A 22,525-nucleotide genomic window follows, 5' to 3' on the forward strand; every position below is an offset into this window, starting at 1 on the left:
GGCGTTATTTCTTCCCCCCAACCACAACCCCGGCCTTCGTCTCGATCGGCTTGATCGCCGCGGTGAAATCGGACTCGGCGCCTTCCGCGCTGATGACCGTCTCCCACAACCGTCCGACCGCGTCGGCAACTTCCATCGACAGGCCGAGCTGCTTCATCTCCTCCAGCGCCAGCCGCACGTCTTTCACCATCAGCCCGGTGGCGAAGCCGAAATCGAAGGTGCGCGGCAGCACCGAGCGCGGAAACTTGTCGCGGCTTGCGGTGTTCATGCCGGAGCCCGCATTGATGACATCGATCATCACGGCGGGATCGAGCCCCGCTTTCACGCCCATCACCACCGCTTCCGACGTCGCGACGATCGCGGTGGCCGAGAGGAGATTGTTGGCGAGCTTCATGGTCTGCGCCGAGCCGGGCTTCTCGCCGATGAAGAACACCTTTCCGATCACGTCGAGCGCGGGCTTGAGCAGCTCGAACTCGGCTTTCGGGCCCGACACCATCACCGCAAGCGTGCCCTTCTCGGCACCGCCGACGCCGCCGGAGACGGGACAGTCGATCTGCACGATGCCGCGCTTGGCGAGCAGGCCGTGAATCGTCGTGGCCATCGCCGAGCCGACGGTGGAGAGGTCGATGAAACGTTTGACGCGCTTGCCCTCGATCACGCCGTTCGCGCCGGTGGCGACCTCGAGCGAAGCCTGCAGCGAAGGCAGGCTCGCCATGACAGTCTCGACCTGATCGGCGACGTCCTTCGGCGACGACGCTGCCGTTGCCCCGCGCGCCACCAGCTTGTCCGAGACCTCCTTGCGCGTGTCGAACACGACGAGACGGTGTCCCGCCTCAATCAGCCGCCGCGCCATTGGAAAACCCATGTTTCCCAGGCCGATGAATCCAATATCCATGGTGTTGTGTCCTCCCCGCCGTCATTGCGAGGAGCGAAGCGACGAAGCAATCCAAAGGCGTTGCCTCGGAGGCAGTCTGGATTGCTTCGCTTCGCTCGCAATGATGGCGCATTGCAATTGAATGCGGTTAGCTTGGCTCACGGCTTCCCGTCGATCTCCGCGAACACCTCGCGCGCGATGCGGAAACTGTCGACCGCGGCGGGCATGCCGCCATAGATCGCGACCTGCATCAGGATCTCGCGGATCTCCTCGCGGGTGACGCCGTTGGTGAGTGCGCCCTTGAGATGTGCGCGAAACTCGTGCTGGCGGTTGAGGATCGCGATCATGGCGATGTTGAGCATGCTGCGGGTCTTGCGCGGCAGCTCCTCGCGGCCCCACACCGCGCCCCAGCAATATTCGTTGAGCATCTCCTGGAACGGACGGTTGAAATCGTCGACGTTCTTCAGGGCGTTGTTGACATAGGCCTCGCCCAGCACCGCTTTGCGGACTTCCAGGCCCTTGTCGTGCATCTTCTTGTCCATGGCGTTTCCTTCGTTCCCTCAGGGGTGGCGCGCGGAAATTACGGGGTTGCACCGGGCCAGTCACGTCCTCGTGTTATGCGGGAAAAGGAGGCTCTCCCATACGGGAACGGATGCCTCAGTGCTGCCGTTGTGATAGGCTCTTCTCTACCGGGCAACCTGGAGAGTTGATTGAACGGCGTCACCCCCGGCCCGTCAGACCTGATCCGCAACAGTGACGCGCTGTCGCGGCTGAAGCTGGCGCAGGCTCTTGATCGGGCTATCTATGCCATCGCGTGGGAGCGTGCCTGGCCCAATGTGGCGCGCCTTCTCACCGTCGCCGGCCTGTTCCTGGTGGTGTCCTGGGCTGGTCTCTGGCTCGCCGTTCCGTTCGTTGCCCGGGCCATCGGCCTTGCGCTCTTCGCCGTGATCGCGGTCGTCGCCCTGTTCCCGCTGATTCGCTTCCGCTGGCCGAGCCGCGAGGAAGCGCTCGCCCGGCTCGACCGTGGCTCCGGCATCCGTCACCGCCCAGCCACCACGCTCACGGACACGCTGACCTCGCAGGACCCGGTCGCGCAGGCGCTGTGGCAGGCGCAGCGCGAGCGTACGCTCGCCTCCATCAAGCGCATCCGCGCCGGTCTGCCGCACCCGCGGCTCGCGCTTCACGACCCCTGGGCGCTGCGTGCCCTCGTCATGGTGATGCTGGTTGCGACCTTCTTCGCCGCCGGTGACGAGCGTGCGATGCGGCTCGGCGCTGCCTTCGACTGGAACGGGGTGCTGGCGCCGACCAATGTTCGCGTCGATGCCTGGGTCACGCCGCCGCTCTACACCGGTAGGCCGCCGGTCATCCTGTCGGCCGCCAACAAGGAGGCTGCGGCCTTGCCCGCCAGCGGCCCGCTCGCCGTTCCCGCCGGCTCGACCCTGATCGTGCGCTCCTCCGGTGGCAACCTGGATGTCGTGGTCTCCGGCGGAGTCAAGGAAGTCGCCCCCACTGAAGCCAGTCCCAAGGGGACCAACGAAAAGCATTTTGCCATTTCCGGCGACGGCACCGCGCATGTCCGCGCGCCCTCCGGCCAGCCGCAATGGGCGTTTGCGGCCACGCCGGACCGTCCGCCGACGATCGCACTCGCCAAGGACCCGGAGCGCCAGGCGCGCGGCGCGCTCCAGCTCTCCTACAAGATCGAGGACGATTACGGCGTCACCGGCGCCGAGGCGAAATTTGCCCCGCGGTCGACCGATGCCAAGGACGGTGCCAAGGACGGGACGAAGACTGCTGCCGGCGATGGCGACACCAGGACGGCGCCGCGGCCGCTGTTCCAGCCGCCGCAATTCCCGCTCGCGCTGCCGAATGCGCGGACCCGCAACGGCGTCGGACAGTCGGTGAAGGATCTCAGCGAGGATCCCTATGCCGGCGCCGAGGTCACGCTGACCCTCACGGCCAAGGACGAGGCCGGCAACGAGGCCGCAAGCGAACCGTTCAACATGCGCCTGCCCGAACGGCTCTTCACCAAGCCGCTGGCACGTGCACTGATCGAGCAGCGCCGCATTCTCGCGCTCGATGCCAACAAGAATTCCGACGTGTATGCCGCGCTCGATGCGCTGATGATCGCGCCCGAAATGTTCACGCCGGAGCCCGGACAATATCTCGGCCTGCACAACGTGGCCCGACAGCTCGAGGCCGCGCGCACCGATGATGCCCTGCGCGAGGTCGTGGCAAGCCTGTGGGCGCTTGCGGTGACGATCGAGGACGGCAAGATCTCCGACGTCGAGAAGGCGTTGCGCGCGGCTCAGGAGGCGCTGAAGCAGGCGCTGGAGCGCGGCGCGAGCGACGAAGAGATCAAGAAGCTCACGCAGGATCTGCGTCAGGCGCTGAACGATTTCATGCGCCAGCTCGCCGAGCAGTTCCGCAACAACAATGACCCGCAGCAGCTGGCGCGGCCGCTCGACCCGAATACCAAGGTCCTGCGCCAGCAGGATCTGCAGAACATGATCGACCGCATGGAGCGCCTGTCGCGCTCCGGCGACAAGGATGCGGCCAAGCAGTTGCTCGAGCAGCTCCAGCAGATGTTGGAGGGTCTCCAGATGGCGCAGCCGGGGCAGTCCGGCGAGAGCGACATGGAGCAGGCGCTCAACGAGCTCGGCGACATGATCCGCAAGCAGCAGCAATTGCGCGACAAGACCTTCAAGCAGGGCCAGGATTCCCGGCGCGACCGCTCGCGCGGCAAGCAGGGCGATCAATCCATGTCGGAGCTGCAGCAGGACCAGCAGGGGCTGCGCGATCGCCTGAAGAAGCTGCAGGACGAGCTTGCCAAGCGTGGCCTCATGCAGAAGGGAGAAAAGGGGCAGAAGGGCCAACAGGGACAGAAGGGCCAGCAAGGGGACCAGGGCCAGCCCGGCCAGAGCGGCGATAAGGACGGCGACCAGGGTGATGACGACGGCAGTCTGGATGCTGCCGACGGTGCCATGGGCGATGCAGGATCGAAGCTCGGCGAGGGCAATGCCGACGGCGCCGTGGACTCGCAGGGCAAGGCGCTCGATGCGATGCGCAAGGGTGCGCAGAAAATGGCCGAGGCGATGCAGCAGGGCGATGGTGACGGCCAGGGCGACGGACCCGGCCAACGCGCCGGCCGTCAGCAGAGCGGTGGCAACCAGACCGATCCGCTCGGCCGTCCGCTGCACGGGCGCGAATATGGTGACGATTACACGGTCAAGATTCCCGGCGAGATCGACACCCAGCGTGTTCGCCGCATTCTCGAAGAGCTTCGCCGCCGGCTCGGCGATCCCTCGCGCCCGCAGATCGAACTCGATTATCTCGAGCGGCTGCTGAAGGAGTTTTGAGGCGCTAACCTATCTTGTAGCCCAGATGAGCGAAGCGATATCCGGGGCCGCTGGTCCCGGATGTCGCTGCGCTCATGCGGGCTACGAAATCGCTGCGCTACCCCTTCCTCGCTGCCAGCGCATCCGCCACGGCCGTGCGGATGTCGGCGACCGAGAAAGGCTTGGTCACGACGTCATGCACCAGCGCATTCAGGTTCGAAGCGCGCTCGCGCTGGTCGGCAAAGCCGGTCATCAGCAAAATGGTCAGATCAGGGAAATCGCGCGCGGCGGAGAGCGCCAGCGCGATGCCGTCCATGACCGGCATCTGGATGTCGGTGAGCAACAGGTCGAAGGCGCCGTCCTCGCGGGTCAGGATCTCCAGCGCCTCGGCGCCGTCCTGGGCGGTGACGGTCTCGTGGCCGTCCATGGCGATGGCGCGCGCCACGAGCGTGCGCATCGAATCCTCGTCGTCGGCGATCAAGATTTTCGGCATGAGACCAACCTTGGGATCAATCTCCCCTGCGGGGGTCGATTATACGCTGCCGCCGGCGATGTCGCGCCGGTTGAAGAAACGGACGTCGATGTTGCGGCCCTCCGGCGGCGGCGAGGCAAGGCGCGAGCGGAAGAAGGCGCGCTCGCCGGGCCGCAGCACGGTCTGTTCCAGCACCGTGTTCCAGGCGTAGATCTCCGCGCCTTGCGCGTCGCGCACGGCAAAGCGCAGCCGCGGGATGTCGAGCGGCTTCTTGCTCTCGCCGACGATCACGCCCTCGATCACCAGCACCTGCTTACCGTCCACGGTCTCGCTGGAGAGCTTGACGTCCTTGAAGGCGAGGCCTCGCAGGTTCACCTCGAGCCCGACCATCTTGTAGAACGCCGCCGTCTGAGGCAGCAGCCGCACCACGTCGCCGCGCCAGATCACCAGTGCCAGCACCAGCGCGCCCATCGCGGCGCAGGCGGTCGGCAGGCCAAAATAGGATTTGCGCGGAGCCGTGGTGCCGACCGGACGGCTCACCCGCGCGCCGCGGCGGCGGAACAGACCGCGGAACCAGGACTGGTGCTGTGCGCCGGCGGCCTCCTCCTCGGCCTGCCGGGCCGCCGCTGACCATTCGTCCTCGGTTTCGCGGGCCTCCTCATCCGGCCAGTCACTGGCGATCGAGGGGCTGTCGATGACGGGCGCATCAATGGTGCCGTCGTCCTTGGCGTAGGAGTTCCATTGCTCAGCGAGGTCGGACTGGTCGTCGCCTCGGCTGGCCGCGGCCATGGCCGGAACGGACGCCTCCTCGATGGCATCCTCGGCATGGGCGATCCAGGTCTCCTTGCAGCGGGAGCAGCGGACCGCTCGTCCGTTCGCCCCAAGGCTCGCGAGCTTGATGGCATAGGATGTCATACAATGGGGGCAGACGATATGCATGGACGAGCCTTGATGCATGAACGAAGGTCTTGGACTGGTCTTGACGATGCCACGGTCGCGGAGAACCTGGCGCCCCTTATGCTACAGGGCGACCGTTAACGAACCGGAAACCATAACGGCGGCAAAACCCGTTGATCGCGCATGGCGGAGTGCCGTGGCGCGACCCGCGCCCCCTCTCGAACGGAGCTGAGCTTGGTTCGGTTCGAAAATGTCGGATTGCGTTACGGTCTGGGGCCGGAGATCCTGCGCGACCTCAGTTTCCAGATCCCGGCGCACTCGTTCCAATTCCTCACCGGCCCGTCTGGTGCCGGCAAGACCTCGCTGCTGCGCCTGCTGTTTCTGTCGCATCGGCCGACGCGCGGCCTCGTCAATCTCTTCGGGCACGACATCTCGCAGCTCGGCAAGGACGAGATCGCCGATCTGCGCAAGCGCATCGGCATCGTGCTGCAGGATTTCCGCCTGCTCGATCACATGACGACCTATGAGAACGTCGCGCTGCCGTTCCGCGTCATGGGCCGCAGCGAGTCGAGCTACCGCAAGGAGGTGATCGACCTGTTGCGCTGGGTCGGCCTCGGCGATCGCATGGACGCGCTGCCGCCGATCCTGTCGGGCGGCGAGAAGCAGCGCGCGGCGATCGCGCGCGCCGTGATCTCGCGGCCGCAGCTGCTGCTCGCGGACGAGCCGACCGGCAGCGTCGATCCGACGCTCGGTCGCCGCCTGCTGCGACTCTTCATCGAGCTCAACAAATCAGGCACCGCCGTCATCATCGCCACGCACGACATCGGCCTGATGGATCAGTACGAAGCACGGCGGCTGGTGCTGCACCAGGGACGGCTGCACGTCTATGAGTAGGCTAGACGAGCGCGGCGTGCTGGTCGATCTCGGACAGGAGCGTCCGCAGCTTCCGGCCAAGGCGCGCAACATGTCGCCGATCGTGCCGCGCGCCTCGATCCACGGCAGAGCGCTGGTCGCCGTCGTCGCTATCATGACCTTCCTCGCCTCGATGGCCACGGGCACGGTGCTGCTGGTGAGCGCTTCCGCCGCCGAATGGCAGTCAGACGTCGCAAGCGAAATCACCATCCAGGTTCGTCCGCAGGCCGGCCGTGATCTCGAGCGCGACACCGCAGCCGTGACGGAGGCGATGCGCGCGCAAGCCGGCATCGTCGAGGTCAAGCCGTTCACCAAGGAGGAGAGCGGCAAGCTGCTCGAGCCCTGGCTCGGCACCGGCCTGTCGATGGACGATCTGCCGGTGCCGCGCATGATCATCGCGCGCGTGCAGCCGGGCACGCCGCTCGATCTCGGCGCCTTGCGCGCGCGCGTGACGCAGGTCGCGCCGGGCGCCAGCGTCGACGATCACCGCGCTTGGATCGAGCGCATGCGCGTGATGACGAACGCTACCGTGCTTGCCGGCCTCGGCATCCTCGCGCTCGTCATCATCGCCACGATCATCTCGGTTTCGTTCGCGACCCGCGGCGCCATGGCGGCGAACCGTCCGATCGTCGAGGTCCTGCATTTCGTCGGCGCCGGCGACCGCTACATCGCCAATCATTTCCTGCGTCATTTCCTCAGGTTGGGCCTGGAGGGCGGCGTGGTCGGCGGCGGCGCCGCGATGCTGGTGTTCGGCTTCTCCGAGTCCATCGCAGGCTGGTTTTCCGGTACCCCCGTCGGCGACCAGTTCGCCGCGCTGCTCGGCACCTTCTCGCTGCGGCCATCCGGCTACATCGTGCTCGCGGTCCAGGCCGTTCTGATCGGCGGCATCACCGCGGTGGCCTCGCGCCAGACCCTGTTCGCGACCTTGAATGATGTTGATTGAGTTCTTCCCTTCTTCCTTTGTGGGAGAGGTGGCATAGGAGGTCTTCGGCCTCCGTTCTTGAGAACGCCGAAGCGAAGCTTCGGCTATGGCGCCGGATGAGGGGTTCTGTCCACGCATACAAATGCTGAGGTGAATGCGCGGAGAGAGACCCCTCACCCGTCTGGCCGCTTTGCGGCGAGACACCCTTTCCCACAAGAGGAGAGGGTGAAGAAACCGGACTCCACTTCGCCTCAAAACATCATAAAATCACTCAGGGAAGGGATCACCGACATCGCATGACCTCGCCGACCGACGATCGATCGCCGAAACTGCCGCGCGGCTGGCTGCGCGCGACAATCGTGTCGATGATCGCGCTCGCCTTCGTCGGCGCGGCGGCGGGCTTCATTGCATTCCTGTCGCAATTGCGCGGCGCCGAGATGGTGCCGGACCGCAAGGCGGACGGCATCGTGGTGCTGACCGGCGGCTCCTCGCGGGTATCCGACGCCATGGAGCTGCTGGCTGCCGGCTATGGCAGGCGGCTCCTGATCTCCGGCGTGCATCCGACCTCGACGGCGAGCGACATCTCCCGGACCTTGCCGGAGAACCAATCCTTCATGACCTGCTGCGTCGATCTCGACCGCACCGCGCTCTCGACCCGCGGCAACGCGGCCGAGGCGCGGCGCTGGGCGCAGGAGCGCCGATTTACATCTTTGATCGTGGTCACCTCCAACTATCACATGCCGCGCGCGCTGGTGGAATTCTCGCATGCGATGCCGCAGACGACGCTGATCCCGTTTGCGGTGGTCGGCGACAAATGGCGCGAGGAGCCGTGGTGGACCTCGGGTTCGACGCTGCGCCTGCTCCTGTCGGAATATGTCAAGTACATCGCGGCGGAGCTCAGGGTCCGGCTGGAGGATTTCGGGATTGACCTTTCGCCCGAGATGTCGGAGCAGCCTGCAGGTCAGCAACTGAGGCGGCCCGCCACCGCCCAGGCCAATTGACTGGCAAATTGATCGGACCGTCGATGTTTCTGATTTTCTTGCGTTCGCTCCTGTTCAACGTGCTGTTCTATGCCGTGCTGGTCTGCCTTGCGATCTTGGCGTTGCCGACTTTCGCATTGCCGCCGCGCGCGATGCTGACGGTGGCGGAATGGTGGGCCAAGGCAACGCTGGTCCTGATGCGCGTGGTCTGCAACATCAACGTGGAATTCCGCGGCGTCGAGAACATCCCGGAAGGACCGCTGTTGATCGTGGCGAAGCATCAGTCCTTCTGGGAGACGTTCGCGCTGCTGGGTTTCTTCAACCGGCCGATCTTCATCCTCAAGCGCCAGCTCATGCAGATCCCGGTGTTCGGTCAATTCCTGATCAAGACCGGAATGATCGCGATCGACCGCAATGCCGGCGTGAAGGCGCTTCTGGACATGACGCGGCGGGCGCGCGAGGCGGTGCGCAGTGGCCGGCAGCTCGTGATCTTTCCGGAAGGCACGCGCCGCGCGCCGGGCGCGCCGCCCGACTACAAGACCGGTTTTGCACAGATCTATTCGTCCTGCGGCGTGCCGTGCCTGCCGATCGCGCTCAATTCCGGCCTGTTCTGGCCGCGTCGCACCTTCATGCGCTATCCGGGCACGCTCGTGGTGGAGTTTCTCGAACCGTTGCCGCCGGGTCTGCCGAAGGACGAATTTCTCTCCCGCGTGCAAACGGTCATCGAGGACGCTACCGGGCGCCTCGTCGAAGCGGGGCGGAAAGAGCAGGAGCAGTTGATCGGTAGTGCGCCAAGCTACGCGCCGACCAGCGGCTAGCGACTTTCGCTGTCTTCGTTCGGAGCCGGCGCGTGCAGCGAATGCGCATCACCGTGCAGCATCAATGCAAGCTGATGCAGCTGCGCGTCGCGAAAGCCTTCGGTCTCGATCGCCTTTACCGTCGCGGTGACGTAGTCGCGGTTGGCGCCGGACTGGCCGTGGCCCTGGATGACATGGCGGTGCTGCTCGGCGAGCGACAGACGGCCGGCATATTGCACATGACCGCGGTCGACGACATAGGCGAGCGCGGAGACGCGCTGGCGCGCATCGTTCTCCAGCCACACCGAGCGCATCACCTCGCGATAGACCGACGTGACCTGCTCGCGGGCGCGCAAGTAAGCGACGACGTCGGCGCGGTTCTTCTCGGCGACGCGAAAGGCGATGCCGCGACAGGCGCCGCCGCGGTCGAGCCCGAGCACCAGGCCCGGCTTCTCCGGTGTGCCGCGGTGCACGAAGGAATAGACGCAGAGCGCCCGATGCTCGCCGACCAGCCGCGCCGGGACGCGTTCCTCGAAGTCGAAGCCCGGCCGCCACATCAGCGAGCCGTAGCCGAACACCCAGAGGTCGCCCTTGGCGGTGGTGACGGAGGGGAGGGAGATTTCGGACATTTCGGGAACGGCTACCAGAACCATGTTCCGAAGCGAAGCGAATTCTCCGTCTTTCGTCGGGGGCCGGCCCCGCTTACATTTGCCTGAATCTGAGGCCAAAGGGTCGCCGCATGTCCGATATGACCGTTGCCACAGGCCGCCGCTCCCGTTGGGGCCTTTTCATCGCACCCGTCCTCGTCTTGATCCTCGCCGTCGCCTGGAGCTGCTTCTGGTTCTACGCCGCGTCGCAGACCGAAATCGCCGCAGACGCCTGGCGGGCGCAGGAAGCCAAATCCGGCCGCATCTATGATTGCACCAAGCGCTCGATCGCGGGCTTCCCATTCCGCTTCGAGGTCCAGTGCTCCGGCGCCAGCGTCGCCCTGGTCTCGCAAAACGCGAGCAAGACGCCGTTCACGGCGAAGCTCGACAACATCCTGGTCGTCGCCCAGGTTTACGATCCCAAGCGCGTCATCGCTGAATTCTCCGCGCCTGCGACGCTCATCGACGGGGTCACGCAAAACACCTTCGTGGTGAATTGGAGCAAGGGCCGCGCCAGCGTGGCTGGCCTGCCGGCTGTGCCGGACCGTGCTTCCATCGTGTTCGACGATCCCAGCCTCAACCGTCTCGACGGCAGCGTGCAGGTGCCGCTTGCGCGCGCCAAGCAGGTCGAGCTGCACGGCCGCCTCGCCGACGGATCATCGTCGGATCATCCTGTGATCGAGACCGTGCTCCATGTCGCGCAAGGCAGCATCCAAGGCGTCCATCCGCTGCTCGCCGAGCCGTTCGAGGCAGACACCCGCGCCAAGGTCACCGGCCTCTCCGATCTCACGCCAAAGCCCTGGCCGCAGCGCTTCCGCGAGATCCAGGCCGCCGGCGGTCACATCGAGATCGTTCAGTCGCGGATCCAGCAGGGTGAGATGATCGCGGTTGCTGCCGGCACGCTCAGCCTCTCGGCCAATGGCCGACTCGACGGCGAATTGCAGATGACGGTGACCGGCCTCGAGCGCGTGATCCCTGCGCTCGGCATCGAGAAGATGCTGGAGGAAGGCGTGCCGCAGGCAACGCTCGACCGCGTCGCGCCCGGCGTGAAGTCGCAGGATCTCAACAATCTGTTCGGCGCGCTCGACCGCGCGGTGCCCGGCCTCGGCAAAGTCATCAAGCAGAACGCCAATGCCGGCGTGGCGGCCGGCATCAATTCGATCGGCACCGAGAGCACGCTGGAAGGCAAGAAGGCGCGGAGCTTCCCGCTGAAATTCGTCGACGGCGCCGTGCTGCTCGGCCCGGTCAAGGTCGGCCAGATCCCGCCACTGTATTGACTTGCCGTCATTCCGGGGCATTCGCGAAGCGAATGAACTATGGTGCGCAATTGCGCACCTGAGAATCTCGCGCGGCAATCTCTAGATTCCGGGTTCGCGCTTCACGCGCCCCGGAATGACGAGAGGGAAGCTACGGCTTCTTCAGTGCCGCGTGCGGCCGGCCGAAATCCGGCGCGGCCGAATCCTGGCCGATCTCGACGATGCCGCGGCGGATGGCGCGGGTGCGGGTGAAGTGGTCGAACAGGGCCTCGCCGTCGCCGCGGCGGATCGCGCGGGTGAGCTTGGCGAGATCCTCGGTGAAGGTGCCGAGCATCTCCAGCACGGCCTCCTTGTTGGCGAGGAAGACGTCGCGCCACATTGTCGGGTCGGACGCCGCGATGCGGGTGAAATCGCGAAAACCGCCGGCGGAGAATTTGATCACCTCGGATTCCGTCACCTGCGCCAGCTCGTCGGCTGTGCCGACGATGGTGTAGGCGATCAGATGCGGCAGATGGCTGGTGATCGCGAGCACGAGATCATGATGATCCGGGGTCATCACCTCGACCTTGGCGCCCATCGCCGCCCAGAAGGCGCGCAGGCGATCGGTCGCCGTCGCATCGGTGCCATCAGGTGGGGTCAGGATGCACCAGCGGTTGATGAAGAGCTCGGCAAAGCCGGAATCCGGACCCGAATGCTCGGTGCCCGCCACCGGATGCGCCGGCACGAAATGAACGCCTTGCGGCAGGTGCGGTGCCATGTCCCGGACCACCGCGCCCTTGACTGAGCCGACGTCGGAGATGATCGCTCCTGGCTTCAGATGCCCGGCGATCTCCTGCGCCACAGGTCCGCAGGCGCCGACGGGAATGCAGAGGATGACGAGATCGGCATCCTTCACCGCCTCCGCATTGGTCGCAACGACCTGATCGACGATGCCGAGCTCGGCAACCCGCGCGCGCGTCTTCTCCGAGCGCGCGGTGGTGACGATCTCGGAAGCGAGGCCCTGGAGCTTCGCGGCGCGCGCGATCGAGCCGCCGATCAGGCCGAAGCCGATCAGCGCGACGCGCTGGAAGTGCGCCTGCGCGCTCATTTGCCGCCCATGAAGTCGCGCAAGGCCTCGACCACGAGGCGGTTGGCCTCCTCGGTGCCGATGGTCATGCGCAGCGCATGCGGCAGGCCGTAGTTCTTCAGCGTGCGCAGCACGAGGCCCCGCTTGGTCAGGAAGGCGTCGGCGTCATCCGAAGTCTTGCCCTTGTCGGTCGGGAAGTGAATCAGCACGAAATTGGCGACGCTTGGCGTCACCTTCAGCCCGAGCTTGCCGATCTCCTCGGTGAGCCAGTTGCGCCAGGTCTCGGTGAACTGCTTCGACATCGCCTGATGCGCGGTGTCCTCGATCGCGGCGACCGCGGCATACATCGCCGGCGTCGACACGTTGAAGGGGCCGCGGATGCGGTTGACGGCGTCGATAATGTGCTCGGGCCCGAACATCCAGCCGATGCGGAGCGCGGCGAGGCCGTGGATCTTGGAGAAGGTGTGCGTCACCACCGTATTCTCGGTGGTGGCAACGAGCTCGATCCCCATCTCGTAATCGTTGCGCGAGACGTAGTCGCAATAGGCGGCATCGAGCACCAAGAGCACGTGCGAGGGCAGGCCGGCGCGCAGCCGCTTGACTTCGTCGAACGGCAGATAGGTGCCGGTCGGATTGTTGGGGTTGGCGAGCCAGACCAGCTTTGTGCGCGGCGTGACCGCCTTGAGAACAGCATCGACGTCGGCAGTGAAGTTCGTCTCGGGCGCGACGACGTTCTTGGCCCCGTTCGCCATGGTTGCGATCGGGTAGACCAGGAAGCCGTGGGTGGTCGAGATCGCCTCGTCGCCCTGGCTGAGATAGGTGTGCGCGAGCAGATTGAGGATCTCGTCGGAGCCGGCGCCGCAGATGATGCGGTTGGGATCGAGCCCGAAAGAGCGGCCGATCGCCTCGCGCAGCACGCGCGAGGTGCCTTCCGGATAGTCTTCGAGATGATCCGCCACGTGCTTGAACGCCGCGATCGCCTTGGGCGAGGGCCCGAACGGCGTCTCGTTGGCCGAGAGCTTGAACACCTTGCGGCCCGGCTCCGGCACCGGACTCTTGCCGGGGGTGTAGGGCGCAATATCGAGAATGCCGGGATTCGGCACGGGGCGGGACATCTTGGACTCCGGATAGGCTGGGCTGCTCGCGATTTACGATTTCGCCCCGGTCGGGGGCACCGTATAGCGCGTTGCGTGGCTGCCGACGAGGGCCGTGGAGCGCACCGAGGCCCCCGCCTCGATCAGGGCAGCCCTGATTTTGTCGATGCTGGTCGCGCCGGTGACCGAGACCAGCAGCGCCGCGCCGTCGAAAGCGGTATCGGGCACCGCCACGATCTCGGCGAGCGGCGACAGCGCACGCGCGACCTCGGCGTTCCACCCGGAGACGCGCACGCTGAAGGTCTCGACCTCCGTCACCAGGGCGCTGTCGGCGACGCGCGAGACTGCGAACACCGGCATTGCCGCCGGATGATCGGCACGCTCGACGAAAGGCAGCCGCGCGATGATCTTCGGTGCGCCTTCCGCTTCGAGCTCCAGCCACCACGGTGTGCGGCTGGAGGTGGCTGAGACCAGCGCCAGGTCGCCTTTGGATTTCGCTACCGCCTCGACCGCAGCCTGCGCGCTGAAATGCGCGACGTAGGGCACCGTGAAGCCAAAATGGAAGCGCGCGGAATCGCGCATCGCCGGCTCGCTCACCGAAACGTCGGCATGCACGGAGAACGGCGCCTGCACATAAGTGAACGTCGAGATGATGACGCGCCAGATGCTCTCGACCGTGTCGAGCGGCAGGATGCCGCGATGGCGCTGCACGATGTCGCGCATCATGGCGGCCTCGCGCGCAGGCCGAAATGCCGAGCCGACCTCCTGGGTCTGTTTGACCTGGATTAGGCGGTCGATGATGTCGCCGCGCTGCATCAGCAGGCGATGCATGCCCTCATCGATCGCGTCGATCTCCTTGCGCAGTTCCTGGAGCGATGGTGGCGCGGGCGGACGTTGGGTCATGTCTGACAGAGGCTGTTGAAGGGCGTTCCGGTGCGGATCGGCAAGACAATTGGTACAGCCGTGACCGCTGCGATCAATGTCCTGATTAGGCAGTCGGGGCGGCGAAAGCAAAGAGAATGATGGCTCGTTCCGCGGGCAGCGCGAGGCGATTTGGCTCGATCCGGCCGCGACTTGACGTAAATGGCCCAAGACGGTACCTTTTGCCTGTTCCGTGGTCATTTGAGCCGGCCGGCTTGCAGCCACGTTAAAAAACTCGCTAAACAGGCCGGGGACGCTTCCGATCCCGGCCGAACCTATCGTTCAGGCCGGGTTTTTCATGGCCTGATGTCAGCGGCGCGGTCTAGCGGCCAGTCGCAAACGAGGTCGATGTCAGAGATGGGTAGCGTCAAGTCGATACCGAGTCCTGCGATCAGCGCCGACGAACGGTCGCATGAGGTGGATCATCCAAGCTCGCAGGTCGCGCATTTCGGCACCGAGCAGCCGCTGCGGCTCGATTGCGGCGTCGATCTCTCCCCGTTCCAGATCGCCTACCAGACCTATGGCGAGCTCAATGCCGATCGCTCCAACGCCGTGTTGATCTGCCATGCGCTGACCGGTGATCAGCATGTTGCCAATGTGCATCCCGTCACCGGCAAGCCCGGCTGGTGGGAGACGCTGGTCGGCCCCGGCCGCCCCATCGATCCCAAGCACTACTTCATCATCTGCTCCAACGTGATCGGTGGCTGCATGGGCTCGACCGGGCCGGCGTCGATCAATCCCGCCACCGGCAAGGTCTGGGGTCTGGATTTCCCCGTCATCACCATTCCCGACATGGTGCGCGCGCAGGCGATGCTGATCGACCGGCTCGGCATCGACACGCTGTTTGCGGTCGTTGGCGGCTCGATGGGTGGCATGCAGGTGCTGCAATGGACCGCGGCCTATCCTGCCCGCGTGTTCTCCGCGCTCGCGATTGCCTGCGCGACGCGGCACTCGGCGCAGAACATCGCCTTCCACGAGCTCGGCCGTCAGGCCGTGATGGCCGATCCCGACTGGCACGGCGGCGGCTATGCCGACCGCGCTATCCATCCGCATCGCGGGCTCGCGGTGGCGCGGATGGCGGCGCACATCACCTATCTTTCGGACGCGGCGCTGCATCGCAAGTTCGGCCGGCGCATGCAGGACCGCGAGCTGCCGACCTTCTCGTTCGACGCCGACTTCCAGGTCGAAAGCTATCTGCGCTACCAGGGCTCGTCCTTCGTGGAGCGCTTCGACGCCAACTCATATCTCTATCTGACCCGCGCGATGGACTATTTCGACATCGCCGCCGACCATGGCGGCGTGCTGGCGAAGGCGTTCGCCGGCATCCAGACCCGCTTCTGCGTGGTCTCCTTCACCAGCGACTGGCTGTTTCCGACATCTGAATCGCGCGCGCTGGTGCACGCGCTGAACGCCTCGAGCGCCCGGGTGTCGTTTGCCGAGATCGAGACTGATCGCGGACATGACGCCTTCCTGCTCGACGTGCCCGAATTCTTCGACATCTCCCGCGCCTTCCTGCAATCGGCAGGCAAGGCCCGCGGGCTCAGCATTAAGGACGGCTAGCGATGTCCGTCCAGCAAGTGCTGCCTCTGAACGGCGTTGCGACCGCGCCGTCCGGCCAGTTTCGTGCCGACCATCTGCTGGTGGCCGAGATGGTCAAGCCGGGCTCCAAAGTGCTCGACGTCGGCTGCGGCGACGGCGATCTGCTTCAGCTGCTGGAGACCCGCGGCATCGACGGCCGCGGCATCGAGCTGTCGCGCGAGGGCGTCAACCGCTGCGTCGCCAAGGGTCTTGCGGTGGTGCAGGGCGATGCCGACACCGACCTCGTCAACTATCCCGACGACGCCTTCGACTACGTGATCCTGTCGCAGACGCTGCAGGCGACGCGGCAGCCGAAGGTCGTGCTGGAGAACCTGTTGCGCATCGGCCGCCGGGCCATCGTGTCGTTCCCGAATTTCGGGTTCTGGAAGATGCGGCTGCAGCTCCTGATCGGCGGCCACATGCCGCGCACGGAGAATCTGCCGGCGACCTGGTACGACACCGCCAACATCCATTTCTGCACCATCAAGGACTTCGTGCAGCTCTGCGACGAGATCAACGTCAAGATGGAGCGCTCGGTGGCGCTCGATCTCCACGGCCGTCCCGTGCCGCTCAATCTGCCGTGGTGGGTGTGGAACATGTTCGGCGAGCAGGGCGTGTTTCTGCTGAGCAGGGGCGGGGGGAAGTGACGCCGTAGGCGTCATTCCGTAGCCCGGATGGAGCGAAGCGCAATCCGGGGCAGGTCGTGCCGCGCTCGAGAATCCCGGATTACGCTTCGCTCCATCCGGGCTACGCGACGGAGTGTTCGGCTCCGCCGATCTAATGCGCCGCCAACGACCGCGGATCGCGCACCGGCCAGCGGTCGGCTTCCACCAGCGTCACGAACCGCTCCACGCTTTCGTTGAACAGCGCCGGCTCTTCCAGATTGAGCACGTGGCCCGACTTCGGAAACATCGCGAGCCCGGGCGCAGGCAGATGCTTCTTCAGGAACAGGCTCGGCCCGATGCACGGATCATCCTCGTCGCCGCAGATGATCAGCGCGGGTGTTGCCACCTTCGCGATCGCGTCCGTCATCGTATAAATCGAGGGACGGCCGCCCTGGAAGCCGCGCATGGTGCGCGCCGATCCCTTGGCATCGTGCCGTGCCAGGGCAGCGTAGAAATCGGCATGGCCGCGCGAGTCCTTCACCAGGAAGGGAATCCGGCTCGGCGCCTCGCGCGTAACCTTCGCGACCTCGACGGAGCCGAGCGTCTCGAACTGCTCTGCATTGGCGCGGCACTGCTTGCGCCAGTTCTCGAGATTTTCGATCTCCGAGCCGGAGCCGACGCCGGCGAGCGTCATCGACAACGCGCGCTGCGGCGCGTTGAGCCCGATCTGAAGCGATGAGTAGGCACCCATCGACAGCCCGACGAGATGCGCGCGCTCGATCTTGAGGTGATCGAGCACGGCAAGCGCATCGGTGTAGAAATGCGTGTAGGTGTAGACCTCGCCGTCAGGCACGTCCGACGGCGTGTAGCCGCGCGCCGAATAGGTGATGCAGCGATGGCTGCGCGAGAAGTAGCGCATCTGCGGCTCCCAATTGGTGTAGTCGGCCGCGAACTCGTGCAGAAAAAGTATCGGCGTTCCCTGACCCGCTTCTTCGAAATAGATGCGAACGTCGTCCTTGGTCGTGGCGTGGGGCATTAACTGTTTCCCTCTCTTCAAGCCGCGTTTGCAGGATTGCAGTTAACGCAGTTGTCCGCAATGCGGCAGCATCAGGCCAGTCCCGATACAAGATCATCGCAGCCATTCGCCGGGCGTGGCGTCTTTTTCTCGCCACATCCGGAAGCTTTACGCCCCGGCGGATGTCGGCCACCGCACGGGCCGACGGGAAGTGGGGTGTAACGAAGGATGAAGTATGGTTGAGTTGTTTGCGTTCCGCCTGTCGCGTTGTGTTGTCGCGCTGGCGTTTTTCTTCGCGGCGGTCGCCGCGTTCGTTTCTCCGGCCTCGGCCCGGCCACATCATCGTCATAGCGCAGAGCGGCACGCTAACGTGCACCACGCCAGGCATCATCACCACCGCCATCATGCACGCAGCTCGCGCTTCGAGCGCAGCGCCGCGCAATTGCAGGCGGGCGGCTTCGCCGACACCCAGGCCAGCTACAATCCGAACGCCAACAGCGGCGGCATGGGCAATAACAGCATGGCTGCGAGCGGCGGCTTCGCTGGCGGATCGGGCCTCGTATCCGAGGCCCGCCGCTATCTTGGCGGCAATCCGACCGGCCGCGGTAGCCTGTGGTGCGCGCGCTTCATGAACATGGTGCTGGAGCATACCGGTCATAAGGGCACCGGCTCCGACATGGCGAGCTCGTTCGCTCGCTATGGCACGCGCGTCTCCGGTCCGCAGGTCGGCGCCATCGCGGTGATGTCGCGCGGCCGCCGCGGTGGCCATGTCGGCATCATTACCGGCATCGATGCGCAGGGCAATCCGATCATGATCTCCGGCAACAACGGCAACCGCGTCCGCGAAGCGCCGGTCTCGCGCGGCCGGATCTATGCGTATGTGATGCCGAACTGACGTGAGACGCGTAGGGTGGGCAAAGGCGCGTAAGCGCCGTGCCCACCGGCGGCACGTCAGCGTTCGTTAGCGGGAATGGTGGGCACGCTTCGCTTTACCCATCTACGGCAGCAAACTTAGCGGACAGATCTCTGGATTGTTTCGCTGCGCTCGCAGTGACGGAGTGTGCGTCCGTCACACCAGCTTCGGCTGCTCCACCGCAACCGTATCACCAACCCCGATCTCGCCACCTTCGATCACCTCGGCGTAGATGCCGCAGTCCATGTGGCCGAGATGGCGCGAGAGCGTGGGCGGGATCTCGAGATCGCGCTTGGCGGTCTCAGGATCGACATTGGTGGCCGGGCAGCGCACGATGCGCTTGATCACCTTCAGCCGGGCCTGCCCGATCGCAAGCGTCTGGCCGACGAGATCGAGCTCCGACCAGGCCGGCCAGCCCTTGACGTAGAGATTGGCGCGGAAGCGCAGGGGATGCACGGCGACGCCGCCGAGCATGGTCTCGATCGCGCGAACGCTGCCGAGATTGATGATAGAGACGACCTTGCGGGCGACGTCGGAGAAGCTGTGGTCGCGGCCGGACAGAACCTTGGGCGGGCCCTTCAACTCGGGCTGGAAGTTCTCGCTGAAATAAGCCTCGATGGCGGCGCGCCCGGCGGCGGTCTCGAGATCGCCGCTGGCGACGATTTGGCCGTCCTTGCGGATCGTCAACACATTGGTGGCGTCGTCGAACCGGCTGTCGAGCTCAGCCAGTCGCTCATTGCGCGCCAGCATCAGAAACTGGATTTTAGGCTTCCATTCGGGAGCATCAGGATCGAACCCGCTCGGGCCGTTCTCGATGGCGTAGCGGCGGTCGGCCGGCAGGGTCTGGCCGACCCGCAAAGTGGCGCGCGACAGGCGTTCCGGCGTCAGGCCCTTGATCGGGTAGCGATAGAGGCCGGTGATCTCGGCGGTATGGTTGGCTGTCATGCCGCTACTTAAGGGATTCGGCCCACCAGCGCCAAGCCCGCCCACGCGCGCACGAATTTGTGAAGCCGCCTCTTTCGCATCCGCAACCCGCTTCCCACATCTGCCTCAGGCCGGCGGCAACGCCGGCAAAAGACGGCCGTTTGCTGCTTGAGAAACCTCAATGCGGTAAGCGGAAACCCAATGAAGATGCCGTATTGGGGTGCCTGAGAGGGCCCCAAGGGCAGGCCGAGGGACAGAAAAGATGAATATCGAGAAGTATACCGAACGATCCAGGGGCTTCATCCAGTCTGCGCAGTCGCTCGCGATGCGCGAGGGGCACCAGCAGTTCTCCACGCTGCACGTCCTGAAAGTCCTCCTGGACGACAATGAGGGGCTCGCTGCCGGTCTGATCGACCGCGCTGGCGGCAATTCCCGAGCCATTCTGAAGGCGACCGAGGACGCCCTTAATAAGGTGCCGAAGGTCTCCGGCGGTGGTGCCGGCCAGATCTACCTGGCGCCCGAGCTCGCCCGCACTTTTGATGCCGCCGAAAAGGCCGGCGAGAAGGCCGGCGACAGCTTCGTCACCGTCGAGCGGCTGCTGCTCGGGCTGACGCTGGAGAAGACCAGCGAGGCCGGCGCCATCCTCGCCAAGGGCGGGGTCACGCCGCAAAACCTCAATGCGGCGATCGAGGCGCTGCGCAAGGGCCGGACTGCGGACTCTGCGACCGCCGAGAACGCCTACGACGCGCTGAAGAAATATGCCCGCGACCTGACCCAGGCCGCGCGCGACGGCAAGCTCGATCCGGTGATCGGCCGCGACGAGGAGATTCGCCGCACCATCCAGGTGCTCTCGCGCCGAACCAAGAACAACCCCGTCCTGATCGGCGAGCCCGGCGTCGGCAAGACCGCCATCGCGGAAGGCCTCGCGCTGCGCATCGTCAACGGCGACGTGCCGGAGAGCCTGAAGGACAAGAAGCTGCTGGCGCTCGACCTGGGGGCACTGATCGCGGGCGCAAAATACCGCGGCGAGTTCGAGGAGCGGCTGAAGGCCGTGCTCCAGGAGGTGACCGGGAGCGAGGGCACCTTCATCCTGTTCATCGACGAGATGCACACGCTGATCGGTGCCGGCAAGGGCGACGGCGCGATGGACGCCTCCAACCTGCTCAAGCCGGCGCTCGCCCGCGGCGAGCTGCACTGCATCGGCGCGACCACGCTCGACGAGTATCAGAAGCACGTCGAGAAGGACGCCGCGCTGGCGCGGCGCTTCCAGCCGATCTTCGTCAGCGAGCCCTCGGTCGAGGACACCATCTCGATCCTGCGCGGCTTGAAGGACAAGTATGAGCAGCACCATGGCGTGCGGATCGCCGATTCCGCGCTGGTGGCGTCCGCGACGCTGTCCAATCGCTACATCACGGACCGCTTCCTCCCCGATAAGGCGATCGACCTGATGGACGAGGCCGCGGCACGGCTGAAGATGCAGGTCGATTCCAAGCCCGAAGAGCTGGACTCGCTCGACCGTGAGATCATCCGGCTCAAGATCGAGCAGGAGGCTCTCAAGAAGGAGAGCGATGTGGGCTCCAAGACCCGTCTCGAAGCGCTCGAGAAGGAGCTGGCCGAGCTGGAAGAGAAGTCGGCGGCGCTGACGGCGCGCTGGAGCGCGGAGAAGGACAAGCTCTCCAATGCCCAGAAGCTGAAGGCCGAGCTCGACGGCCTGCGTGTCGAGCTCGCCAATGCTCAGCGGCGCGGCGAATTCCAGAAGGCCGGCGAGCTGGCCTATGGAAGGATCCCCGAGCTCGAGAAGAAGCTTGCCGACATCGAAGCCAAGGAGAACTCCGGCGAGATGATGGAGGAGGCGGTCACCGCCAACCACATCGCGCAGGTGGTCTCGCGGTGGACCGGCGTGCCCGTCGACAAGATGCTGGAAGGCGAGAAGGAGAAGCTCCTGAAGATGGAGGAGCAGCTCGGTAAGCGCGTCGTCGGTCAGGCCGAGGCGGTGCGTGCGGTCGCAACCGCCGTGCGCCGCTCGCGCGCCGGCCTGCAGGATCCGAACCGCCCCACCGGCTCGTTCATGTTCCTGGGGCCCACCGGCGTCGGCAAGACCGAGCTGACGAAAGCCTTGGCCGAGTACCTCTTCAACGACGAGACCGCGATGGTCCGCCTCGACATGTCCGAATACATGGAGAAGCACTCGGTCTCGCGGCTGATCGGCGCGCCTCCGGGCTATGTCGGCTATGACGAGGGCGGCGCGCTCACCGAAGCGGTGCGGCGCCGGCCTTACCAGGTCGTGCTGTTCGACGAGATCGAGAAGGCGCACCCCGACGTCTTCAACGTCCTCTTGCAGGTGCTCGATGACGGCCGCCTGACCGATGGTCAGGGCCGTACCGTCGACTTCCGCAACACGCTGATCATCATGACCTCGAACCTCGGTTCGGAATTCCTGGTGAACCAGCCGGAGGGCGAGGACACCTCGGCGGTGCGCGAGCAGGTGATGGGAATGGTGCGGGCACATTTCCGCCCCGAATTCCTCAACCGCGTCGACGAGATTATCCTGTTCCACCGTCTGCAGCGGAGCGAGATGGGTCGGATCGTCGAGATCCAGTTCGCGCGGCTCCAGAAGCTCCTGACCGATCGCAAGATCGTGCTGAGCCTCGATGCCGCGGGTCGCGACTGGCTCGCCGCCAAGGGCTGGGATCCCGCCTACGGCGCACGGCCGCTGAAGCGGGTGATTCAGCGCTACCTGCAGGATCCGCTCGCCGAGATGATCCTGGCCGGCGATGTCAGGGACGGCGACAATGTCGCGATCTCGTCCGAAGGCAACGTCCTGACCTTCAACGGCAAGGCGCCGCAAACCGCGGAGATCACCCAGTTCGAGGCGCCGGTGCCGAAGCGGAAGTTGAACTGAGCGGTATTGCCGTCCGAAAGCGACAAAACGCCCCGGAGAGGTCAACCTCTCCGGGGCGTTTCTGCTTTGTTGGCTGGCTCGCCAGTTACCCGAGTGCAGAGGCGGAGCCTGGGTTGGCCGGTCCAACTTCTTCATCGTCCTCTTCCAGCTCCGAGAGAATATCCACCAGCTCGCGCACCCGCCCCTGCGCCAGCGGGCGCAGATCGTTGATCATGGGCTCGTCATTGGCGAGCCAAGCCTGGGCCTCAGCGAGCTCTTCGGCGGTCGCGCCGGTCCCGATGATCTGGGCAATGGTGACGTCGTCGGCCCGGTCCACGGCCTTGACGACATCGTCGCGTGAGAGGCGCGTCATGGGGCGATCCTCCTGCTGGTCGGCTTCCCGTTAGCCTCTAACCGGAAACCCGCGCGCGGGTTC

Annotated in this window: 21 protein-coding genes and 1 riboswitch; of the genes, 10 read left to right on the forward strand and 11 right to left on the reverse strand. The window is 65.5% G+C overall.

The annotated features are described in order from the left end of the window. Positions 1 to 4: 4 nt before the first annotated feature. On the reverse strand, positions 5 to 895 hold the full coding sequence (locus tag P6U29_RS04885) for an NAD(P)-dependent oxidoreductase (RefSeq protein WP_407116564.1): 891 nt from the start codon (positions 893 to 895) through the stop codon (positions 5 to 7). 137 nt (positions 896 to 1,032) lie between these two features. Then, complete coding sequence (locus P6U29_RS04890) at positions 1,033 to 1,416, reverse strand: carboxymuconolactone decarboxylase family protein (protein WP_407116565.1); 384 nt, start codon at positions 1,414 to 1,416, stop codon at positions 1,033 to 1,035. 168 nt (positions 1,417 to 1,584) lie between these two features. Between P6U29_RS04890 and P6U29_RS04895 the strand changes: the two genes are divergently transcribed. Beyond that, positions 1,585 to 4,230 (forward strand): TIGR02302 family protein, encoded by a 2,646-nt coding sequence (locus P6U29_RS04895; RefSeq protein ID WP_407116566.1) that lies wholly within the window; start codon positions 1,585 to 1,587, stop codon positions 4,228 to 4,230. Between the two features lie 97 nt (positions 4,231 to 4,327). Here P6U29_RS04895 and P6U29_RS04900 read toward each other — a convergent pair whose 3' ends face one another. Beyond that, positions 4,328 to 4,702: a response regulator gene (locus tag P6U29_RS04900; RefSeq protein ID WP_100232458.1), complete on the reverse strand. Its 375-nt coding sequence runs from the start codon at positions 4,700 to 4,702 to the stop codon at positions 4,328 to 4,330. A gap of 39 nt (positions 4,703 to 4,741) precedes the next feature. Beyond that, positions 4,742 to 5,620 (reverse strand): MJ0042-type zinc finger domain-containing protein, encoded by an 879-nt coding sequence (locus P6U29_RS04905; RefSeq protein WP_407116567.1) that lies wholly within the window; start codon positions 5,618 to 5,620, stop codon positions 4,742 to 4,744. A 192-nt stretch (positions 5,621 to 5,812) separates the two neighbouring features. On the opposite strand from P6U29_RS04905, the gene ftsE reads away from it, so the two are divergent. The 4 genes from ftsE (at position 5,813) to P6U29_RS04925 (ending at position 9,210) form a co-directional block, all read left to right on the forward strand. Then, positions 5,813 to 6,472 (forward strand): cell division ATP-binding protein FtsE, encoded by a 660-nt coding sequence (gene ftsE, locus P6U29_RS04910; protein ID WP_018646542.1) that lies wholly within the window; start codon positions 5,813 to 5,815, stop codon positions 6,470 to 6,472. Further along, entirely contained in the window at positions 6,465 to 7,433 is a 969-nt protein-coding gene (locus tag P6U29_RS04915; RefSeq protein ID WP_407116568.1) for a cell division protein FtsX, read from the forward strand. Before ftsE ends, P6U29_RS04915 begins: the two co-directional genes overlap by 8 nt. 275 nt (positions 7,434 to 7,708) lie before the next feature. Continuing rightward, complete coding sequence (locus P6U29_RS04920) at positions 7,709 to 8,413, forward strand: YdcF family protein (RefSeq protein ID WP_407116569.1); 705 nt, start codon at positions 7,709 to 7,711, stop codon at positions 8,411 to 8,413. 23 nt (positions 8,414 to 8,436) lie between these two features. Further along, a complete protein-coding gene (locus tag P6U29_RS04925) occupies positions 8,437 to 9,210 on the forward strand; it encodes a lysophospholipid acyltransferase family protein (protein WP_407116570.1) in 774 nt (257 codons plus the stop codon). Here P6U29_RS04925 and P6U29_RS04930 read toward each other — a convergent pair. Beyond that, positions 9,207 to 9,818, reverse strand: a complete 612-nt coding sequence (locus P6U29_RS04930) for a gamma-glutamylcyclotransferase (protein ID WP_407116571.1) — start codon at positions 9,816 to 9,818, stop codon at positions 9,207 to 9,209. The genes P6U29_RS04925 and P6U29_RS04930 overlap by 4 nt on opposite strands. A 110-nt stretch (positions 9,819 to 9,928) precedes the next feature. On the opposite strand from P6U29_RS04930, the gene P6U29_RS04935 reads away from it, so the two are divergent. Next, on the forward strand, positions 9,929 to 11,113 hold the full coding sequence (locus P6U29_RS04935) for a DUF2125 domain-containing protein (RefSeq protein WP_407116572.1): 1,185 nt from the start codon (positions 9,929 to 9,931) through the stop codon (positions 11,111 to 11,113). Positions 11,114 to 11,243: 130 nt separating this feature from the next. Here the strand turns inward: P6U29_RS04935 and P6U29_RS04940 are convergent, their stop codons facing one another. The 3 genes from P6U29_RS04940 to P6U29_RS04950 are packed head-to-tail and all read right to left on the reverse strand — an operon-like array spanning position 11,244 to position 14,155. Next, positions 11,244 to 12,179: a prephenate/arogenate dehydrogenase family protein gene (locus P6U29_RS04940; protein ID WP_407116573.1), complete on the reverse strand. Its 936-nt coding sequence runs from the start codon at positions 12,177 to 12,179 to the stop codon at positions 11,244 to 11,246. Further along, positions 12,176 to 13,273, reverse strand: coding sequence for a histidinol-phosphate transaminase (gene hisC, locus P6U29_RS04945; RefSeq protein WP_407116574.1), 1,098 nt, complete (start codon positions 13,271 to 13,273; stop codon positions 12,176 to 12,178). The genes P6U29_RS04940 and hisC overlap by 4 nt, the downstream gene beginning before the upstream one ends. A gap of 33 nt (positions 13,274 to 13,306) precedes the next feature. Further along, the gene (locus tag P6U29_RS04950; protein ID WP_407116575.1) at positions 13,307 to 14,155 is read right to left on the reverse strand and encodes a chorismate mutase; all 849 of its coding nucleotides are present in this window, start codon (positions 14,153 to 14,155) and stop codon (positions 13,307 to 13,309) included. Positions 14,156 to 14,356: 201 nt separating this feature from the next. Beyond that, a riboswitch (SAM riboswitch) is annotated at positions 14,357 to 14,436 on the forward strand. A gap of 94 nt (positions 14,437 to 14,530) precedes the next feature. On the opposite strand from P6U29_RS04950, the gene P6U29_RS04955 reads away from it, so the two are divergent. After that, positions 14,531 to 15,733: a homoserine O-acetyltransferase gene (locus P6U29_RS04955; RefSeq protein ID WP_407116576.1), complete on the forward strand. Its 1,203-nt coding sequence runs from the start codon at positions 14,531 to 14,533 to the stop codon at positions 15,731 to 15,733. Between the two features lie 2 nt (positions 15,734 to 15,735). Further along, entirely contained in the window at positions 15,736 to 16,398 is a 663-nt protein-coding gene (gene metW, locus P6U29_RS04960) for a methionine biosynthesis protein MetW (RefSeq protein WP_407116577.1), read from the forward strand. 130 nt (positions 16,399 to 16,528) lie between these two features. Here metW and P6U29_RS04965 read toward each other — a convergent pair whose 3' ends face one another. After that, a complete protein-coding gene (locus P6U29_RS04965) occupies positions 16,529 to 17,392 on the reverse strand; it encodes an alpha/beta fold hydrolase (protein WP_407116578.1) in 864 nt (287 codons plus the stop codon). A 214-nt stretch (positions 17,393 to 17,606) separates the two neighbouring features. Between P6U29_RS04965 and P6U29_RS04970 the strand changes: the two genes are divergently transcribed. Then, positions 17,607 to 18,266 (forward strand): TIGR02594 family protein, encoded by a 660-nt coding sequence (locus P6U29_RS04970; RefSeq protein WP_407116579.1) that lies wholly within the window; start codon positions 17,607 to 17,609, stop codon positions 18,264 to 18,266. 174 nt (positions 18,267 to 18,440) lie between these two features. Here the strand turns inward: P6U29_RS04970 and P6U29_RS04975 are convergent, their stop codons facing one another. Beyond that, a complete protein-coding gene (locus P6U29_RS04975; RefSeq protein ID WP_407116580.1) occupies positions 18,441 to 19,229 on the reverse strand; it encodes an MOSC domain-containing protein in 789 nt (262 codons plus the stop codon). 241 nt (positions 19,230 to 19,470) lie between these two features. Here P6U29_RS04975 and clpB point away from each other — a divergent pair, with 241 nt between their 5' ends. After that, the gene (gene clpB / locus P6U29_RS04980) at positions 19,471 to 22,110 is read left to right on the forward strand and encodes an ATP-dependent chaperone ClpB (RefSeq protein WP_407116581.1); all 2,640 of its coding nucleotides are present in this window, start codon (positions 19,471 to 19,473) and stop codon (positions 22,108 to 22,110) included. Between the two features lie 85 nt (positions 22,111 to 22,195). Here the strand turns inward: clpB and P6U29_RS04985 are convergent, their stop codons facing one another. Continuing rightward, positions 22,196 to 22,462, reverse strand: coding sequence for a hypothetical protein (locus P6U29_RS04985; protein ID WP_407116582.1), 267 nt, complete (start codon positions 22,460 to 22,462; stop codon positions 22,196 to 22,198). Between the last annotated feature and the right edge of the window lie 63 nt (positions 22,463 to 22,525).

It is taken from the genome of Bradyrhizobium sp. LMG 9283, assembly GCF_045571415.1.
Taxonomy (GTDB): Bacteria; Pseudomonadota; Alphaproteobacteria; order Rhizobiales; family Xanthobacteraceae; genus Bradyrhizobium.

Excerpts from the sequence above, each read along its gene's own strand:
- P6U29_RS04955 (WP_407116576.1), top strand. The coding sequence starts at position 14,531 with ATGGGTAGCGTCAAGTCGATACCGAGTCCTGCGATCAGCGCCGACGAA.
- hisC (WP_407116574.1), bottom strand. The coding sequence starts at position 13,273 with ATGTCCCGCCCCGTGCCGAATCCCGGCATTCTCGATATTGCGCCCTAC.
- P6U29_RS04930 (WP_407116571.1), bottom strand. The coding sequence starts at position 9,818 with ATGTCCGAAATCTCCCTCCCCTCCGTCACCACCGCCAAGGGCGACCTC.
- P6U29_RS04915 (WP_407116568.1), top strand. The coding sequence starts at position 6,465 with ATGAGTAGGCTAGACGAGCGCGGCGTGCTGGTCGATCTCGGACAGGAG.
- P6U29_RS04985 (WP_407116582.1), bottom strand. The coding sequence starts at position 22,462 with ATGACGCGCCTCTCACGCGACGATGTCGTCAAGGCCGTGGACCGGGCC.
- P6U29_RS04970 (WP_407116579.1), top strand. The coding sequence starts at position 17,607 with ATGGTTGAGTTGTTTGCGTTCCGCCTGTCGCGTTGTGTTGTCGCGCTG.
- P6U29_RS04890 (WP_407116565.1), bottom strand. The coding sequence starts at position 1,416 with ATGGACAAGAAGATGCACGACAAGGGCCTGGAAGTCCGCAAAGCGGTG.
- P6U29_RS04950 (WP_407116575.1), bottom strand. The coding sequence starts at position 14,155 with ATGACCCAACGTCCGCCCGCGCCACCATCGCTCCAGGAACTGCGCAAG.
- P6U29_RS04940 (WP_407116573.1), bottom strand. The coding sequence starts at position 12,179 with ATGAGCGCGCAGGCGCACTTCCAGCGCGTCGCGCTGATCGGCTTCGGC.
- P6U29_RS04975 (WP_407116580.1), bottom strand. The coding sequence starts at position 19,229 with ATGACAGCCAACCATACCGCCGAGATCACCGGCCTCTATCGCTACCCG.
- P6U29_RS04920 (WP_407116569.1), top strand. The coding sequence starts at position 7,709 with ATGACCTCGCCGACCGACGATCGATCGCCGAAACTGCCGCGCGGCTGG.
- P6U29_RS04925 (WP_407116570.1), top strand. The coding sequence starts at position 8,437 with ATGTTTCTGATTTTCTTGCGTTCGCTCCTGTTCAACGTGCTGTTCTAT.
- P6U29_RS04965 (WP_407116578.1), bottom strand. The coding sequence starts at position 17,392 with ATGCCCCACGCCACGACCAAGGACGACGTTCGCATCTATTTCGAAGAA.
- P6U29_RS04935 (WP_407116572.1), top strand. The coding sequence starts at position 9,929 with ATGTCCGATATGACCGTTGCCACAGGCCGCCGCTCCCGTTGGGGCCTT.
- clpB (WP_407116581.1), top strand. The coding sequence starts at position 19,471 with ATGAATATCGAGAAGTATACCGAACGATCCAGGGGCTTCATCCAGTCT.
- P6U29_RS04885 (WP_407116564.1), bottom strand. The coding sequence starts at position 895 with ATGGATATTGGATTCATCGGCCTGGGAAACATGGGTTTTCCAATGGCG.
- P6U29_RS04905 (WP_407116567.1), bottom strand. The coding sequence starts at position 5,620 with ATGCATATCGTCTGCCCCCATTGTATGACATCCTATGCCATCAAGCTC.
- metW (WP_407116577.1), top strand. The coding sequence starts at position 15,736 with ATGTCCGTCCAGCAAGTGCTGCCTCTGAACGGCGTTGCGACCGCGCCG.
- P6U29_RS04900 (WP_100232458.1), bottom strand. The coding sequence starts at position 4,702 with ATGCCGAAAATCTTGATCGCCGACGACGAGGATTCGATGCGCACGCTC.